The following is a 16,200-nucleotide window of genomic DNA, read 5'->3' as shown; positions in this document are numbered from 1 at the left end:
CCGCAGTCGCGAACAGAGGCGGTCCGGTGAGCGCGAGGAGTGAGCCGGGTTTGCGAGCCCCGCAGTCGCGAACAGAGGCGGTCCGATGACGCTTGGGCAGGGGTTGCTGGTCGCGGTGCTGGCGGTGCCGGCGCTGGGTGCGGTTGCGGTGGCGGCGACGCCCCGGGACCGGGTGGCCCGGCTGGTCGGCACTGTCGCGGCGGCGTTGACCCTGTTGGCCGCGGTGCCGCTGGTGTTCGGCGGTCGGGGCTGGGTCGCCTGGTCGGGCAACGAGCCGGCGGTGCGCCCGTGGCACCAACTGGACCTTCAGTGGGTGCCCGGTCTGGAGTTGCGCTTCCACCTCGGCGTCGACGGCATCTCCTGGCCGCTGGTGGTGTTGACCGCGCTGCTCACGTTGCTCTGCTGCGCGTACACGATGTGGCGGGTTCCGGACGGCGGCAGCGGCCGGGCGCTCGTCGCGCTGCTGCTGGTGGTCGAGGTGGGCATCCTGGGCACCTTCCTCGCCCTGGACCTGGTGTTGTTCTTCCTCTTCTTCGAGGTCGTCCTGCTGCCGATGTACGCGATCATCGCCGGCTGGGGTGGCGCGGAGCGGCGTCGGGCGGCCCGGAAGTTCGCGCTCTACACGCTGTTCGGTTCGGTGTTGCTGCTGGTCGGCGTGTACGTGGTGGTCGCCGCCGCCGGCACCGCCGACCTGGTGACGTTGACCGGTGGCGCGGGGATGTCCCGGGGTACCCAGTTGGCAGCGTTCACACTGCTCGCGTTGGCGTTCGCGGTGAAGAGCCCGCTGTGGCCGTTGCACTCCTGGCTGCCTGATGCGCACACCCAGGCACCCACTGTGGGCAGTGTCGTGTTGGCCGGTGTGCTGCTCAAGATGGGCACGTACGGCCTGATAAGGGTCGCGGTGGGGGTGGCGCCGGAGGGCGCCCGTTGGGCGGCGCCGGTGCTCGGCGTGCTCGCCGTCGCCGCGATCCTGATCGGATCGCTGGTCTGCCTGGCCCAGTCGGAGGTGAAGCGGCTCATCGCGTACTCAAGCGTGGGGCACATGGGCTTCGTGCTGCTGGGCGTCGCCACGCTGACCGCCACCGGCATCCAGGCGGCGTTGATCGGCAACGTCGCGCACGGGGTGATCACCGGCCTGCTGTTCTTCCTGGCCGGGGCGGTGAAGGACCGTACCGGCACGGGTACCCTCGCCGAGCTGTCCGGGTTGCGGGAGACCTCGCCCCGGTTGGCGGGTCTGCTCGCGTTCGCGGCGATCGCGTCGCTGGGCCTGCCCGGGCTGGCCGGTTTCTGGGGTGAGGCGTTCGCGGTGATCGCCGCAGTGCAGGTGGGCGGTCCGCTCTGGACCACCCTCGGGGTGCTGGCGGCGGTCGGTGGGGCGCTCACCGCCGCGTACTTCCTGCGGTTGTTGCGTCAGGTCACCCACAACCGGCCGAGCCCCGCCGTCGGTCGGGTCGGCCCCGGTCTGGCCGGTGCGGAGTTGACCGCCTGGGTGCCGCTGGTGTTGCTCGCGTTGGCCATCGGGCTGGCGCCGACTCTGGTCCTCGGCGTCGCTGAGGCCCCTGTCGACGCCCTGATCGGGGTGGTCAAGCCATGAACGTCGTGCAGAGCGTGGACAGCGTCGCGCTGCTGCCGGCCTACCTGGCCGCCGGCACGGCCGTGCTCGTGCTCATCACCGACCTGCTCGTGGCCCGGCCACGGGCCACCATCGCCGTGGCCGCGCTCGGCGCGCTCGGCACCGCCGTCGGCTCCGCGCTGGTCGGGATGAGTGCCGAGCGGCGGACGTTCTGTGTGGGCGCCGACTGTTCCTGGATCTTCGGCGGTCGGGCGGCAGTGGTCGGCGTGGTGGTCGCGCTGCTGACGCTGGGCGTGCTCGGGCTGTCGGTGCCCGCGCTGCTGGCCGGACGGTCACCGACCGGGGAGTATGCCTTCCTGTTGGCGTGCTCGATGACCGGCGGTGTGGTGCTCGGCGCGGCCGGCGACCTGATCACGCTGATCGTCGCGCTGGAGACGCTGACCCTGCCGCTGTACGTGCTGGTCGGCCTGCGCCGGGGGAGCCTCGCGAGCGCCGAGGCGGCGGTGACCTTCTTCGTGGTCAGCGTGGTGGCGACCACGCTGACCCTGCTCGGCGCGGCGCTGCTGTACGCGGTGACCGGTGGGCTGCACCTGGACCGGCTCGGCGCGTTGCTCGCCGCGCAGCCGGAGCTGCGGGACCTGCCGTTGACCACAGCCGCGGTGGCGGTGCTGCTGGTCGGTCTGGCCTTCAAGGTGGCGGCGGTGCCGTTCCACGCCTGGGCGCCGGCCACCTACGACGGCGCGCCGCTGCCGGTGGCCGCGTACCTGTCCACCGCGTCGAAGCTGGGCGGCCTGGTCGCCCTGCTCGCCGTTGTGCAACGGGCGCTGCCGGCGGACCAGACCGGTCCGGTGCTGGCTCTGCTCGCCGTGCTCACCATGACCGTCGGCAACCTGGTCGCCCTGCGTCAGCGGCGGACCGTCCGGCTGCTCGCCTGGTCGTCAGTCGCGCAGGCCGGGTACATCCTCGCGCCGTTGGGAGCGTTGGCGCTGGCCGCCGGACGCACTGACGAGGCACTGTCCGCCGCGTACGCGGCCGCCCTGGCGTACGCCGTGTTCTTCGTGGTGTTGGAGCTGGCCGCGTTCGCCGGGGTGACAGCGCTGCGGCCGGCGGGTGCGGACGGGGGCACGCTGGACGACCTGCGCGGGGCAGCCCGGCGGCACCCGTGGCGGGCTGCGGCGTTCGGTCTCGCGCTGGTGGGTCTGGCTGGTCTGCCGCCGGGGCTGGCAGGCCTGTTCGCGAAGGTGACGGTGGTCCGGGCGCTGCTGGACGGTGGCGCGGCCTGGCTGGCGCTGGTGGTGGCGCTGAACGCCGTGATCGGGCTCGCCTACTACCTGCGGGTGACCGCCGCGCTCTGGGCGCCGAGCACGACGCCCGGCCCGGCCGCGGCGCTCGCCGGTGGCGGAGCGTCGGGCGTACCCGTGGTGGGTGTGGTGGCGGTGGTGCTCGCGGTGGCGACGGTGGCCGCCGTGGTGCTCGGCGTCGCCCCGCAGTTGGTGCTCGACCTGGCCGGTCGCTGACCCCACCTGGGCTTCGGTCTCAGTCAACTCTCAGCGTTGAGACGGATGGTTGGTGGGTACCGGGTTGTTACACCGGTCAGCGGATCCCGGCGATCCGTGCACCGAAGGAGACATCGTGCACCACAACCGTCTGAAGACCGCAGCGCTGCTTGGCCTGCTCAGCGCCCTGATCCTGGCGGTGGGCTACTGGTTCGGCGGCAGCGGCGGCCTGGTCATCGCCGTCGTCGTGTCTCTGGTCATGAACGGCGTCACCTACTTCTACTCCGACAAGCTCGCACTCCGCTCGATGGGGGCGCAACCGGTCACCGAGGCACAGTTCCCCGAGCTGTACCGGATGGTCCGGGAGTTGGCCACCGACGCCCGGCAGCCGATGCCGCGGCTCTACGTCAGCCCCACCGCGCAGCCCAACGCGTTCGCCACCGGTCGCAATCCGCAGCACGCGGCGGTCTGCGTGACCCAGGGCATCACCGAGATCCTCGACTACCGTGAGCTGCGCGGCGTGATCGGGCACGAACTGTCCCACGTCTACAACCGGGACATCCTGATCTCCAGCGTGGCGGCCGGCCTGGCCAGCATCATCACCCTGCTGGCGAACCTCGCCTTCTTCATTCCGCTGGGCGGCGGGGACGACGAGGACCGACCCAACCCGGCTGTGCTGCTGCTCACCCTGATCCTGGGCCCGATCGCCGCCACTGTGATCCAGTTGGCGATCAGCCGGAGCCGCGAGTTCCAGGCGGACGCCTCCGGCGCTGAGCTGAGCCGCGACCCGCTGGCCCTGGCCAGCGCGCTCCGCAAGATCGACGCGGTCGCCCGACGTCGGCCGTTGCCGGCTCAGGGCCAGCTCACCAGCACCGCCCACCTCATGATCGCCAACCCGTTCCGGGGCGGCGGCATGGCGGCGCTCTTCTCCACCCACCCGAAGATGGAGGACCGCGTCGCCCGGCTGGAGCAGATGGCCCGCAACTCGGGGCCGGTGCAGTTCCAGCGCTGACCCGCTGATCCACCGCCTCCGCCCGTACCCGGCCGCGCCGGGTACGGGCGGATCGCTGTGTCGGAGACTATTCCGCTGTCCTCCTGTCAGGCAGCGGCGTTAGGGTCATAACGGCTCACGCTCGTTACATCCTCGGGAGGTTCACGGTGTCCGCGCTGCGTCAGTACCTGGGTGTCTGGCGGATCCCCGGCGCGCCCATGCTGCTGATCACCGGCATCATTGGGCGGCTCGGAATCGGCATGACCCCGCTGGCGCTGCTCCTGGTCGTCGAGCAGGTGACCGGGCGCTACTCGCTGGCCGCCATCGCCGGTGGCATCTACGCCCTCGCCGGGGCCGCGCTCAGCCCGGTGGCCGGACGGATCGCCGACCGGATCGGCCCCAGCCCCGTCCTGCTGCTCACCGCCGTGGCCCACCCGCTGGCACTCATCGGGCTGCTGCTGGCCAGCCGCTCCGGCGACGACGCGCTCCCCGTCATCTACCTGACCGCAGGCGTGGCTGGCGCCACCTACCCGCCGCTCAGCGCCGCCATCCGAGGCGCATGGAACGACCTGACCGGTCCCAACTCCGGCCGATACCACCTCCGCAACACAGCGCTCGCCGCCGAGACCACGCTGTTCGAAATCGTCTTCGTCCTCGGCCCACTGCTCGTCGCCGGCTTCGTCCTCGTCGCCGACGCGGCGGCCGCGCTGATCGGCGCGGCAGTGGTCACACTGGTCGGCACCACCGCCGTGGCCCTCGGCCGGGTCATGCGCGGCTGGCGTCCGCACCCACAGGAACACCACGCCCGTGGGCTCGGCCCACTGAGGGTCCCCGGCTTCCCGGCCCTGCTGATCTGCGTCGCCGGCCTGGGCATTGCATTCGGGGCCGCCGGTGTGATCGTCCCGGCGTTCGCCAGCGACCACTCCACCGGCGACCCGGAGAGCCTCGCCGGCGTCCTGCTCGCGGTCTGGGGAGTCGGCAGCGCCCTCGGTGGGCTCTGGTTCGGCGTCCGCAAGCCAGCACCGAACATGACCCGGCAGTTCGCCCTGCTGCTCGCCGCGCTGGCCGCCACCTTCGCCGTGTTCGCGGTGATGCCCACCCCGCTCGCGCTGGGCGTCGCGCTGGTCGCCGGTGGGGCCACCATCGCGCCCGCGCTGACCCTGGAGAACACCCTGGTCGGCCGGATCGCCCCGACCGGCATGTTGAACGAGGCGTACACCTGGGTGGTCACCGTCGCGGTGGCGGCGAGCGCCGCCGGCGGCTCGCTGGCCGGCGTGATCGTGGACCACGCCGGCGGTGTCCGCTGGGCGTTCCTGTTCGCCGGGGCGGCGGTCGCCATCGGGGCCGCGGTCGCCGCACTACCCGCCGGGCCCATCGCCCGCGCGGAAACCGCAGCGGTACGCGCCGAACACCCCGTCCCGGTCTGACCTGCTCGCTTTTGCCTGTCTTCAGTGCGGCTTCCGGTCGGCTTGATCCACCCGGCGGCCGTGCCGCCTGATCCACCCGGCGGCCGTGCGCGCTTGATCCACGTGGCGGCCGTGCGCGCTTGATCCACTCGGGTTCCTGGAAGTCGGGGTGTCCCTGCGCGGCGGACGCCCCGACTTCCAGGAACCCGAGTGCCGTCCGCCTACCCTGGGCTCATGGCCAAGCTTCTATATTCGGCGACGGCGTCGCTCGACGGCTACATCGCCGGCCCCGGCGGCGACATGTCGTGGCTGAGCGACCACCTGGGCGGCGAAAACCCGACGGCGGAGCGCCTGCTCAACAACGTCGGCGCGATCCTGGCCGGCAACGGCACATTCGGCGGCGACGACCCGAACCGTGGCACCGACAGCGAAGGCGCGTTCGGCGGCCAGTACCACGGGCCGGTGTTCGTCCTCACCCACCGGCCACCGGCCGAGCCACCCGCGGACGTCACGTTCGTCGGTGACCTGCACACCGCCGTCGCCCAGGCCAAGGAGGCCGCCGGGGACCGGTATGTCAACATCCTCGGCGCCAACGTCGCCAAGCAGTGCATCGAGGCCGGGCTGCTCGACGAGGTCCTCATGTTCTTCGCCCCGGTCCTGCTCGGCGACGGGGTCCGCATGTTCGACCACCCCGGCGGCACCAAAGTGAGGTTGGAGTCGCTGCCCGGCGAGACCGAGCACTGGTACCGCGTCGTCTACTGAGCCCGCGTACGGATGGGGTGAGCCACATGGAACACGTCGACGACCCAGATCGAGCCTTCGGCCTGCGCATGACCACCCGGCAGTGGCGCCACCTGGATGGCGCGGTCGACAGCGAGGTCAGCGTTGCGGCGGAGAGCGGCGATCCTCACCAGCTCGTGCAGACAGGGTCAGGCATCCGCGAAGCGGGATGGGATCAGATCGCGCATTGGACCCCCGGTGTCGCCGGCTCGGGGAACTGGCCGACCGACGACGAGGAAGTCGCCGTCAAGCTGTCGCGCAGACAATGGGAGCTGGCTGCCCAGTGCGCCGCGCACTGGGCAGCTGTCGCCGGCGACGTGGGCCACGAGCAGGAAGCGGCCGTGCTGCGCTCTGTCCACGCACTCGTGGTCGACGGACTCCGTGCGGAATCAGCCTGACCAGCGGGCGAGCCGACGCGCAGGGCGACGACCACCGCGTCGACGGTGACCTCGACCGGGCCGCGCCTCCTCGGTCTGGCGGTTGTCCCGGTTCGCTTGCCAGGCGGCCGACGCCGGCCCGGGCGGTTGATGCCGGCTCGGGCGGTGACGTCGACTCGGATGGTTGATGCCGGTCTGAGGGACGGCGCCGGCCCGAGCGGATGACGTCGGCTCGGGTGAGGTCGACGCTGGCGAGCGGATGGCGCGCAAGCCGAGGTGCCCGGGCGACGGCAACCAGGCGGCCTCCGGGCATGCCGGGAGTAGGTCCGGGTACCTCCCAGGCGTGACCTTCTCGATCGCCGCACGGTGCCGGCGTACCGGCCAGCTGGGGGTGGGAGCCCTGACAGCCAGACCTGCGGTCGGCAAGCTCGTCGCACACGTCCAGTCGGGCGGCGGTGCGGTGGCGACCCAGGCCACCCCCAATCCGTTTCTGGCCTATCACGGCCTGCCGTTGCTCGACGAGGGCCGCCCGCCGCAGGAGGTCCTGACCGAGCTGCTGGCCCATGACCCGGGCCGGGAGGTGCGGCAGGTCGGCATGGTCGATCACCACGGCCGCTCGTACGCCTTCACCGGCTCCCGCACAAAGGGCTGGGCCGGACACCGCACCGGGCCGGGTTACGCGGTGCAGGGCAACCGCCTGGTAGGCCCGCAGACCCTCGCGGAGATCATCCGAGTGTTCGAGGAGAGTGCGGAACTCGACCTGGCGGAGCGGCTCGTCCTGGCCATCGGGGCCGGCGAGGAGGCCGGCGGTGACCGGCACGGCGCGCGTTCGGCGACCGTCGTGGTGATCGGGGATCAGCCGTACCCGCTCTGGGACGTGCGAGTCGACGACGCCGAGCATCCGGCGCGGGAACTGCACCGGCTGCACGGCGTCTTTCGGGAAGAGGTGCTACCGACCATCCGCGGGATGCCGACCCGCGACGATCCCATGGGCGAAGCCGCCCGGCAGGCGCTCGGGGCGCAGATGGTGGGCAGGACACCGGCAAACGCCGTCCACCAGCAGACAGCAACGCCGGGAACCGACGAAGCCCTGTGAGTAGGCGTCCGATGCATCCAGCGGTCCCCGGTCTCGCCGCACCCAGCCAGGCCCCGCGCCTGCCTGACTTCGATGTCGTAGAGCCCCGGCTGGTCGGCGACGGCTTGAGCGGCGGTCGCCGTCCTACCTGTAGTTGTTGAACTGGAGGGCGACTCCGAAGTCCTCGCCCTTGAGCAGCGAGATGACCGCCTGCAGGTCGTCGCGCTTCTTGCCGGTCACGCGCAGTTGGTCGCCCTGGATCTGCGCCTGCACGCCCTTGGGGCCCTCTTCGCGGATCTTCTTGCTGATCGCCTTGGCCTTGTCCGTCTCGATGCCCTGGATCACCTTGCAGTCAATCTTGAAGATCTTGCCCGACGGGCGCGGCTCCCCGGCATCCAGCGACTTCAGCGAGATGTTCCGCTTGACGAGCTTCTCCTTGAACACGTCCAGTGCGGCGCGGACGCGCTCCTCGGTCTCCGCCTGAAGACCGATCGCCTCCTCGCCAGACCAGGAGATCTCAGCGCCGGTGCCGCGGAAGTCGAACCGCGTCGCAAGCTCCTTCTCCGCCTGCCGAAGGGCGTTGTCGACCTCCTGACGGTCAACCTTGCTCACGATGTCGAACGACGGGTTCGCTGCCATGTTTCTGCTCCTGCTGTCCGGCGGTCTGGGCCTGCCGTCGGCCGCCGACCAGCGGCACGACCCCCTGACCGTACCCGGTTGCGTAGGTGCCGGGGGGAGCCGCTATCCTTGCTTCCGCCGCCGCGTTACGACGCGGTGGGGTGCCCTGGCGGGTTGCCCGAGCGGCCAATGGGAGCGGACTGTAAATCCGTCGCGAAAGCTTCAGAGGTTCGAATCCTCTACCCGCCACCAGGTGCAGACACAGCCCCTGACCAGCAGAGATGCTGATCAGGGGCCGTTGTCGTTTGTCCGGCCGAGTCCAGCCGTTGACGACTGGTTGTGGGCAGATGGTGGGCAGGTCGATCTTGCCGCTGGTAGCGCGTTTGAGAGATGTCCGAATGCCGCCCTACGCTCGTCGGGTGGAGACAATCGTGGCAACGGGCCACTGGATCTACGGTGGGGTCACTCCCACGGCGGTCTGCGTAGTGATGCTCGACTACGACTTCTGGCACGCCGTCGGAGAGGCTGACAACGACCTCGACGAAGATGAGTCTCCGCAGCTGAACCCGGAGGGCCGGCTCTACTACGTGAGGTATCGGCCAGGGTGGCCTGTTGGAGGGCAGTCCTTCTGGCCAGACTCTCAGGGCTTCCATACGGTTGATGATGCGATCGCTGCCGCGGAGGCCGGTGTCCCCGGCCCAATCACCTGGCGGTAGGTCAGCCATCTGTTGGACCTACTCCCCAGCATCTCGATCACGTTCTGGGCTGCGAATGCTGGTGATGCTCCGAATTGCCAGGGTGGCGCGGACCACGGGTGCAGCGACTGGCTGAGGGCTCTGCGTTGGGGCGTAGCCGGCTGAGGGAGGTAGGCCGGGGGCAAGCCAGTCCAGGGGTTGGACTGGTGCGGCAGTCGGAAGCCGCCTCCCTCGATCAGGGCGACACGTCCGGCTTCCGTACCGCCTCGCCGTGAACGTGCGCTTCCGGGATCAGCCGTGAACGTGCGCTTCCGGGATCAACACCATGAACGACAAGATCGGCGACGCGCTCGGGTGACGTTGCAGCTGGCCCGGGCAGCCTCTTGTTGAGCGTTGTTGTGGACGAGGTGCGCTAGAAGGAGGGGGTGGAGTTGCCCGCACCGCACGACTCAACCCGGTCCGAAGTCCGCGTCACGGTTGGTTCGATTCCAGCCAGTGAAGGTCGCGTGCCAGAGCTGCGCCTCTGGGGCATCCGTCGGTCAATCGCCTTGGCTGTCGCAACTGCGTTGCTGCTAGTCGGGGGACTAATAGCTGCGGCGCTCGGCTTCGCTGGTTGGCCTGGCCTTGAGCGGGGCGCAACCGTCACCGCAGCCACGCTGTTCGACCTCTTGAAGCTCGTCTTCGCCGTTGTGGCGGGCATCGGCGGTGTCGCCGCCTTAGTGGTTGCCTACCGTCGGCAACGGGTAGCGGAGCACACGAACGCGCTGGCGGAATTCGCTCATCAGCTGGCGCAGGCTGCTGATCTGCGTGCCGAAGTGACCAAGGCTCTCGCTGAGGCGGCCGATGAACGGGCAAAGATCGAGACTGACCGCAACGGCATCCGGCTGTTCAACGAACGCTTCGCCAAAGCATCCGAGCAGCTCGGGTCGGAGAAAGCGGCCGTACGCCTGGCGGGCGTTTACGCCATGGCCGGACTCGCTGATGACTGGCGAGAAGGGCGGCAGACCTGCATTGACGTCCTCTGCGCCTACCTCCGGATGCCATACATTCCACCCTCGGATGCCCCGAGCGAGATGCCGACACAGGCCGACAGTCAGGTGCCGATGGTGGATGCGGAGACGGTCCGGGCCGCTCGGGAGGAGCGGGAAGTGCGCCACACTGTCATACGCCTCGTCGGCAGACATTTACGTCCTGCCGAAGCTGACGCGACCTCATGGAGCGGCTGCGACCTCGACTTCACGGGCGCCGTCTTCGATGGCGGGGACTTTTCGGGTGTGACGTTCAGCGGCGGACGGGTGTCCTTCGTCGGGGCGACGTTCAGCGCCGGGGTTGTGGCCTTCGACGAAGCGACGTTCAGTGGCGGGCGAGTGTTCTTTGACTTTGCGACGTTCGATGGTGGGCAGGTGTCCTTCGAGGGGACGACGTTCAGTGGTGGGCGTGTGTCCTTTGACTATGCGACGTTCGATGGTGGGCAGGTGTCCTTCGAGGGGACGACGTTCAGTGGTGGGCATGTGTCCTTTGACCATGCCACGTTCGATGGTGGGCAGGTGTCTTTGGAGCGGACGACGGTCAGTGGTGGGCGCGTGTCCTTTTACGCGGGGACGTTCAGTCGTGGATGGGTGACCCTTGGTGGGGCAACCTTCAGCGGCGGGGAGGTGTCCTTTAGCGGAGCGAATTTTAGCGGTGGGGACGTGGTCTTTGATGGGGTGACGTTCAGTGGTGGGGTTGCATCGTTTGCTGGGGCGAAGGTCAGCGGTGGGGAGGTGTCCTTCGGCGTGGCGTCGTTCAGCGGTGGGGAGGTGTTCTTTGGCGGGGTGAAGTTCAGTGGTGGGTTAGTGAACTTTGACGAGGCGACATTCAGCGGTGGGAAGGTTGTCTTCGACAAAGCGACGTTCCTTGCCATGCCCGCATTCGCTCACTGGCCAGGCGGGCGTACGCCAGATGGTCTGGTCCTGCAAGAGTCGTGAGTTCTGTGGGCGTGGGCAGATGGTGGGCGATGAGTCAGCCGGCACCGGGCTGCGGGACAGAGATAGCAGTTCAGGTGCGCTGAGGCTGGCAAGATCGCCGACGCCCTGTAAGTCCGTCGCGAAGCTTCAGAGGTTCGAATCCTCTACCCGTCACCAGGTACGAAAGAGGCCCCTGAACAGCGAGAACGCCGGTCAGGGGCCTCTTTCGTGAGTCTCACTCAGTCCCGCTTCAGCCCGCTCAATCTCGCTGGCCGTGTCGTATACGTGTCGCCAGCCGACGTTGGGTTGCAGCGCGGCTGCACCATGGTCGGATGGCATGGGAGTGGTTGCCCCCGGCAGGGACAGTTGCAGCATCAATAGTCGGGACAGTCGGCCTCGTGGCCGTATCAGTGCGCGCTGCGGCTGCCGGCAGGCAAACGCAAGTCGATGTTGCCAAGGTCCAGGCTGACGCAGCGTTGACGAAAACCCTTCTTGACGAAAAGCGTGCGCTATACGCCAAGTTTCTCGGTTTGGCGGACACCGCCAGAAACAAGGTCGCTGACGAGCGTAAGCGCAAAGCCGCTCTCGTCCAGTTGGTTGGGCATGACGAGCCGGACGGTGACGAGGTTGAGCTTGAGGGTGAGACGGCTGACGTGGAGTGGTCTGCTGAACTCAACGAGCTACTCACCGAGATGTCTGGCCTACGCATGCAGATCATGATCCTTTCCGGTCCTGAGATGGCCCGCAAGGCGGGCGACCTATTCGCCGTCGTGCGCGACTTCGCAAGGCGTAAGGCCACCGAAAGCGACGTCGAGGTTGAGTTGGTCGCTGTTGGAGATGCGATGCACGTGGACGCAACCCAGCCCTAGGCTGTGCCTACTCGGTTAGGTGCTCGCCTAGGGCGGCGTCGATCCGGCGGCGAGCTGTTTCCTCCTGGCCGTAGACGCACTTCGCGTACACCCGCACCAGGACGTAGACGCTGTGTCGGCCCACTTGGCGACCGGGGTAGCTGGCACCCCTGCATTGAGCCAGAGCGACACGGCGGCGCGCTGCACGTCGTACGGTCGCCGGCCAGGGGGCGTTGCTGCGCCGGGGTGAGCACCTTTGCCCGCGCGTCGCGCCACGCCTTCCCGTAGGTGTTGTTCGGGATCGGCTGACCGTCGGTGGGCACGTACCGGCCACCGGGGGCAGCGCCGGGTTACGAACAGCCCCGTTCGATCCGGGCGGGTACTTCTTCACGTGGTGGTCGAGCAGCCGCGCGAGCGGGTGGCGCCGGCACGTCCCGCGTTGGGGCCTTCGCTCGGTGCTTCAACCCTCGTTCCTTGGCTGCGTCGCTGCCCTCGCCCCAGTCTCGGCCGCCGGCCACGGGCGAGCCGGTCAGGTGCAGTACGCCCCACCCGTCAGGCTCCGCGGGCCGCTCGTTCTCGTCTTCGCGCAGGTGAAGAACGTCTTCAGGCGTGGGGCGTTGTAAGACATTCATCCGAAGAACGCTTCCAAGCCGGGGATGGATGGCATGGGCGGCTCCCTTCGCAGCGTTGCCGGACGAACCCGGCGCACAGGGTGGGCGCATCCCGTCGCTCCGCCAGAGTGCCGTCACATGGCTGGCAGCCTCGCCGTCCTGCCCACGAACGGCACTGTTGTTCGATGGCGCTCCGACGGGCGGTCCAACGCGAGTCCCTTGTCGACACCGGGACGCTGTGGTGGCTGACCGTTGCCGTCACCTCGTTCGCCCGGTGGTGCTGGGAGTTTTCGGGCGATTTGAGGCCGCGGCCCAGGCGGTTGGCCGAGCCCCGCCGCCGGTATCGGTTCCGGTCGGCTCCACCAAACTCGCCGGTGAGGTCTGGGCCGCTTCGCGGAGCTGGCCGAGTCGGCCTACCCGGCCTCTCGTACTTCAACGAGGTTCTTCGCGGCCGCGGCGGCCACTTCGCGACCTGAGAGAAGCCGTGTGGAGTTCGCCGATCGGTCGCGAAGGCTACAGAGTCTCGAACCGTCCGTCTCCGGCGGTGATAATCGAGAGACTCCGATCCTATGGATCCGAGAGGATTGTTGTGTTCAACTGGTCACCGGTTGCGAACCCGGCCAACCGGCGCCCGTCGTCCTGGGGAGTTTCGGTGGTCGGGAAGGTCCGGTGCCGCCCATACCTGCCGGCTTTGCGTTCGCGGCGGGCTTTGCTACTGGAAGCGGCTTCCATGACGTAGATCCAAATTGTGGCTATAACTTGAACACGCATCATCTGCGCGTCTCCTGGGACCAGCCAACGACCTTGCAGGGCTTCCGTCGTTGAAGCGTTCGGGCCGGCTGGACGGGCCTGCGCCGCTCAGCCGTCTGACCGCTTTGCGGGCTGCCTCGTGTGTGGCACCATCGTGGAATCTTGCCTTCCCGACACCCCTGCCATGAGGAGCACACGATGTCTGGTCAAAGGCTGGCCCGGCGGGTCGGCATGGTGTTCGCAGCACTGGCTTTCGTTGTGATGGCAGGCGGGGCTTCCGGAAGTTTCGGGGAGTTCCAGGCTTTTGACTACGTCTGGACGGCGCCGCAGCGCTAGCCGAGGCTGGTGACACCACTGTCGTATCGGACGGTGTCGTCAGCTTCGTTTCCGGCCGTGCGTCCTTCGCAGCAGTGACCGGTAAGGAGTGGGATGGCTGGCCGCCGGTCCGCGTCGGGTGGCTCGGGGTCTCCTCGGCGCCCGGCCCAGTACGCATGGTTCATCACCGGCCCGTTGATGTTCCTGGCCGTCGTCTTCTCGATGACGATCGGGCTGGTGACCCCGAACCGGCCGCACCCCTCCGGGTCCTGGGGGCTCGCCGCCGTCCTGCTGGGCGTGATGGTGATCGCCGGCCTGCCGATGCTGAACTTCGTCATCGGGCGGCAGTCCTTCGGGGTGCGGCTCGTCGAGATCCCGCTGGTGCCGGCGTTCGTCTTTCTTCCGCCGTTGATGGTCGTCCTGGTTTACACCCTCTCCACGCTGATAACCCACCTGCGGTACCGCTTCGGGGTGGAGAAGCTGGCCTTCAACGTCGCCAACGCCGCCGCTGCCGTATCGCTGGCCGGCCTCGTGTTGCTGGCGCTGCCGCCGGTCGTGGGTGTCGGACCGCGGACGTGGGGAGTGCTCTTCGCGTCCGTCGGTACCGTCGTGGTGTCGACCCTCGCCGGCGTGGCCGGGGTGATCGCGATCATGCACGGCCGGCATGCCGCGCTGGGTGTGCTGCGTAGCGGGTTGCCGTCTCTGCTGGCCAACGGTGTCAACCTCGTAGTCGGGTTGATCGTCCTGATCGCTGTGGACAGCACCTGGTGGTCGGCCGTGTTGATCGTCGTGCTCGGGGTCGCGCTCGCGAAGGTCTACCGGTCGTACGAGCAGTTCTTCCGGCAGCACCGGACACTCGGCGACATGTACGAACTCACCCAGGCGATGACCGCCAACGGGCAGAGCGGCAACCTGGCTGACGTTCTCCTCGGTCGGATCCGGGGGTTGATGCAGGCCGAGTACGCGACGCTGTGGCTGCCGGCCCAGGGGCGTCACCCGGAGGTGATGCTGACCGCGCGGGTCGACGACGCCGGCCTGTTGGACACGTCGCCGACGCCGCTGGTCGTTCGCGAGGAGGCCCGCCGTCAGCGGCGCAGTCTGGCCATGGGTGTTCGCCTCGGCGACGAGGAGAGCCTGCGGGGGTCGCTGCGCGCCACCGGTGTGAAGGACATCATCGTGGTGCCGCTCTACTCGGGTCAGGCGGTGATCGGCACGCTCGAGGTGGTCAACCGCCTCAGCGACGTCGGTCATTTCACCCCGGGCGACATCCCCGTCTTCGAGACGGTCGCCGCTCATGCGGCCGTGGCCCTGGAGAATTCGCGGTTGGTCGACCGGCTTCGGCACGACGCCCACCACGACACGTTGACCCGACTGCCCAACCGGCGGCGGATCACCGGAGCGCTGGACGAGTCGGTCAAGATCCGCGCACCGGGCGAGGTCGTGGCGCTGCTGCTCTTCGACGTCGACGGGCTGCGCCAGGTCAACGAGTCCCTGGGGCACGCGGCCGGGGACAAGGTCCTCACCGAGGTCGCCACTCGGCTGCGGGCCAGCGCGCCGTCGTCGGCTCTGGTTGGCCGCGCCGGTGGGGACGAGTTCCTGGTGACACTGCGGTTGGAGAGCGCCGAGGCCGCGCTTGAGTTGGCCGCCCAACTGCGCGACCAGATCCGCGACGAAATGGTCTTCGACGCGCTCACCCTCGACGTGGACACTGCCGTCGGGGTGGCCGTACACCCGGATCATGGCAGCGACGCGGCGACCCTGCTGCTCCGGGTCGACCTCGCCGCCACCGCGGCCAAGTCGGTGCCGGGCAGCGTGCAGCTGTTCAATCCCGCACTGGAGTCCCGTTCACTGCGCCGGTTGGGTCTGGCCGGCGATCTGCGCCGAGCGCTGGACCAGAACGAGCTGGAGGTCTACTTCCAGCCCAAGGTGACTCTGCGGGACCGGCGCCTGGTGGGTGTGGAGTGTCTGGCCCGCTGGGAGCATCCGGCGCACGGCACTGTCGCGCCCGAGGACTTCGTGGCGGTGGCCGAGCACACCGGCCAGTTGAGCCGGCTCACCGAGGTGGTGCTCCGGGAGGGCCTTCGGCGCAGCCGGGACTGGGCGCTGGCCGACCAGCCGCTGCCCATCGCTGTCAACCTCTCGGCTCGGACGCTCATCGACAGGCACTTCCCGGACCGGGTCCAGGAGTTGTTGACCGAGTACAAGGTGCCGGCGCAGCGCCTCACCCTGGAGATCACCGAGTCGGGGGTGCTGGACGGCACGGACCGGCCGATCCCCACCCTGCAACGGCTTCGGGATCTCGGCGTACGGCTGTCGGTGGACGACTTCGGCACTGGTGACTCGTCTCTGGCGCACCTGCGCCGGCTGCCGGTGCACGAGGTGAAGGTGGACCGGTCCTTCGTGCAGGGCATGGCGACCGACCCGGGGGACCTGGCGATCGTCAACGCGGTGGTCACTCTTTCCCAGCAGTTCGGCCTGGCGGTGGTGGCCGAGGGGGTGGAGAGCGAGTTGACCCTGGAGCTTCTCCAGGACATCGGCTGCGAGATCGGGCAGGGTTTCCTGTTCAGCCGGCCGCTGCCGTACGAGCGGTTGGCCGCCTGGTTCGGTGCCCAGGTCGAGCCGGAGACGACCTCGAACGGGGAGCTGCCGCGCCTGCGTGTCGTGCCCTGAACAGGGCGCGGACGATCACCGGGGATCCGATTTCACCTGTCGACCCGGG

At 69.0% G+C, this 16,200-nt stretch carries 12 protein-coding genes and 1 tRNA gene; 12 read left to right on the top strand and 1 reads right to left on the bottom strand.

Annotated elements, in window-relative coordinates; genetic code table 11:
* Nucleotides 1–85: 85 nt before the first annotated feature.
* The 7 genes from AB0K35_RS06545 to AB0K35_RS06515 all read left to right on the top strand — a co-directional run bounded on the left by AB0K35_RS06545 (nucleotide 86) and on the right by AB0K35_RS06515 (nucleotide 7,719).
* On the top strand, nucleotides 86–1,594 hold the full coding sequence (locus AB0K35_RS06545) for an NADH-quinone oxidoreductase subunit M (RefSeq protein WP_238667499.1): 1,509 nt from the start codon (nucleotides 86–88) through the stop codon (nucleotides 1,592–1,594).
* The gene (locus tag AB0K35_RS06540; RefSeq protein ID WP_238667500.1) at nucleotides 1,591–3,090 is read left to right on the top strand and encodes a proton-conducting transporter membrane subunit; all 1,500 of its coding nucleotides are present in this window, start codon (nucleotides 1,591–1,593) and stop codon (nucleotides 3,088–3,090) included. The genes AB0K35_RS06545 and AB0K35_RS06540 overlap by 4 nt, the downstream gene beginning before the upstream one ends.
* A 115-nt stretch (nucleotides 3,091–3,205) precedes the next feature.
* Complete coding sequence (gene htpX, locus AB0K35_RS06535) at nucleotides 3,206–4,081, top strand: zinc metalloprotease HtpX (protein ID WP_124858758.1); 876 nt, start codon at nucleotides 3,206–3,208, stop codon at nucleotides 4,079–4,081.
* Between the two features lie 146 nt (nucleotides 4,082–4,227).
* Nucleotides 4,228–5,487, top strand: a complete 1,260-nt coding sequence (locus AB0K35_RS06530) for an MFS transporter (RefSeq protein WP_363884070.1) — start codon at nucleotides 4,228–4,230, stop codon at nucleotides 5,485–5,487.
* A gap of 213 nt (nucleotides 5,488–5,700) precedes the next feature.
* Entirely contained in the window at nucleotides 5,701–6,228 is a 528-nt protein-coding gene (locus tag AB0K35_RS06525) for a dihydrofolate reductase family protein (protein WP_363884068.1), read from the top strand.
* 26 nt (nucleotides 6,229–6,254) lie between these two features.
* Nucleotides 6,255–6,644: a hypothetical protein gene (locus AB0K35_RS06520; RefSeq protein WP_238667503.1), complete on the top strand. Its 390-nt coding sequence runs from the start codon at nucleotides 6,255–6,257 to the stop codon at nucleotides 6,642–6,644.
* Between the two features lie 322 nt (nucleotides 6,645–6,966).
* Nucleotides 6,967–7,719, top strand: a complete 753-nt coding sequence (locus tag AB0K35_RS06515) for a DUF1028 domain-containing protein (RefSeq protein WP_363884066.1) — start codon at nucleotides 6,967–6,969, stop codon at nucleotides 7,717–7,719.
* Nucleotides 7,720–7,842: 123 nt separating this feature from the next.
* Here the strand turns inward: AB0K35_RS06515 and AB0K35_RS06510 are convergent, their stop codons facing one another.
* Nucleotides 7,843–8,337 (bottom strand): YajQ family cyclic di-GMP-binding protein, encoded by a 495-nt coding sequence (locus AB0K35_RS06510; RefSeq protein WP_091402478.1) that lies wholly within the window; start codon nucleotides 8,335–8,337, stop codon nucleotides 7,843–7,845.
* Between the two features lie 147 nt (nucleotides 8,338–8,484).
* On the opposite strand from AB0K35_RS06510, the gene AB0K35_RS06505 reads away from it, so the two are divergent.
* From AB0K35_RS06505 to AB0K35_RS06485, 5 genes are all read left to right on the top strand, one after another.
* Nucleotides 8,485–8,568 (top strand) — tRNA-Tyr (locus AB0K35_RS06505).
* A gap of 167 nt (nucleotides 8,569–8,735) precedes the next feature.
* Nucleotides 8,736–9,032 (top strand): hypothetical protein, encoded by a 297-nt coding sequence (locus AB0K35_RS06500; protein ID WP_363884064.1) that lies wholly within the window; start codon nucleotides 8,736–8,738, stop codon nucleotides 9,030–9,032.
* A 404-nt stretch (nucleotides 9,033–9,436) separates the two neighbouring features.
* Nucleotides 9,437–10,978 carry a pentapeptide repeat-containing protein gene (locus AB0K35_RS06495; protein WP_363884062.1) on the top strand — a complete coding sequence of 514 codons (1,542 nt, stop codon included), beginning with the start codon at nucleotides 9,437–9,439 and terminating at the stop codon, nucleotides 10,976–10,978.
* A gap of 311 nt (nucleotides 10,979–11,289) precedes the next feature.
* On the top strand, nucleotides 11,290–11,826 hold the full coding sequence (locus AB0K35_RS06490) for a hypothetical protein (RefSeq protein WP_363884060.1): 537 nt from the start codon (nucleotides 11,290–11,292) through the stop codon (nucleotides 11,824–11,826).
* A 1,853-nt stretch (nucleotides 11,827–13,679) separates the two neighbouring features.
* Entirely contained in the window at nucleotides 13,680–16,151 is a 2,472-nt protein-coding gene (locus tag AB0K35_RS06485) for an EAL domain-containing protein (protein WP_363884493.1), read from the top strand.
* Nucleotides 16,152–16,200: the final 49 nt, after the last annotated feature.

This window comes from Micromonospora sp. NPDC053740, from assembly GCF_040677775.1.
GTDB classification, from domain to species: domain Bacteria; phylum Actinomycetota; class Actinomycetes; order Mycobacteriales; family Micromonosporaceae; genus Micromonospora; species Micromonospora alfalfae.
Note: the sequence above shows the minus strand (reverse complement) of the source record. Positions and strands in the feature narration are given on the sequence as shown.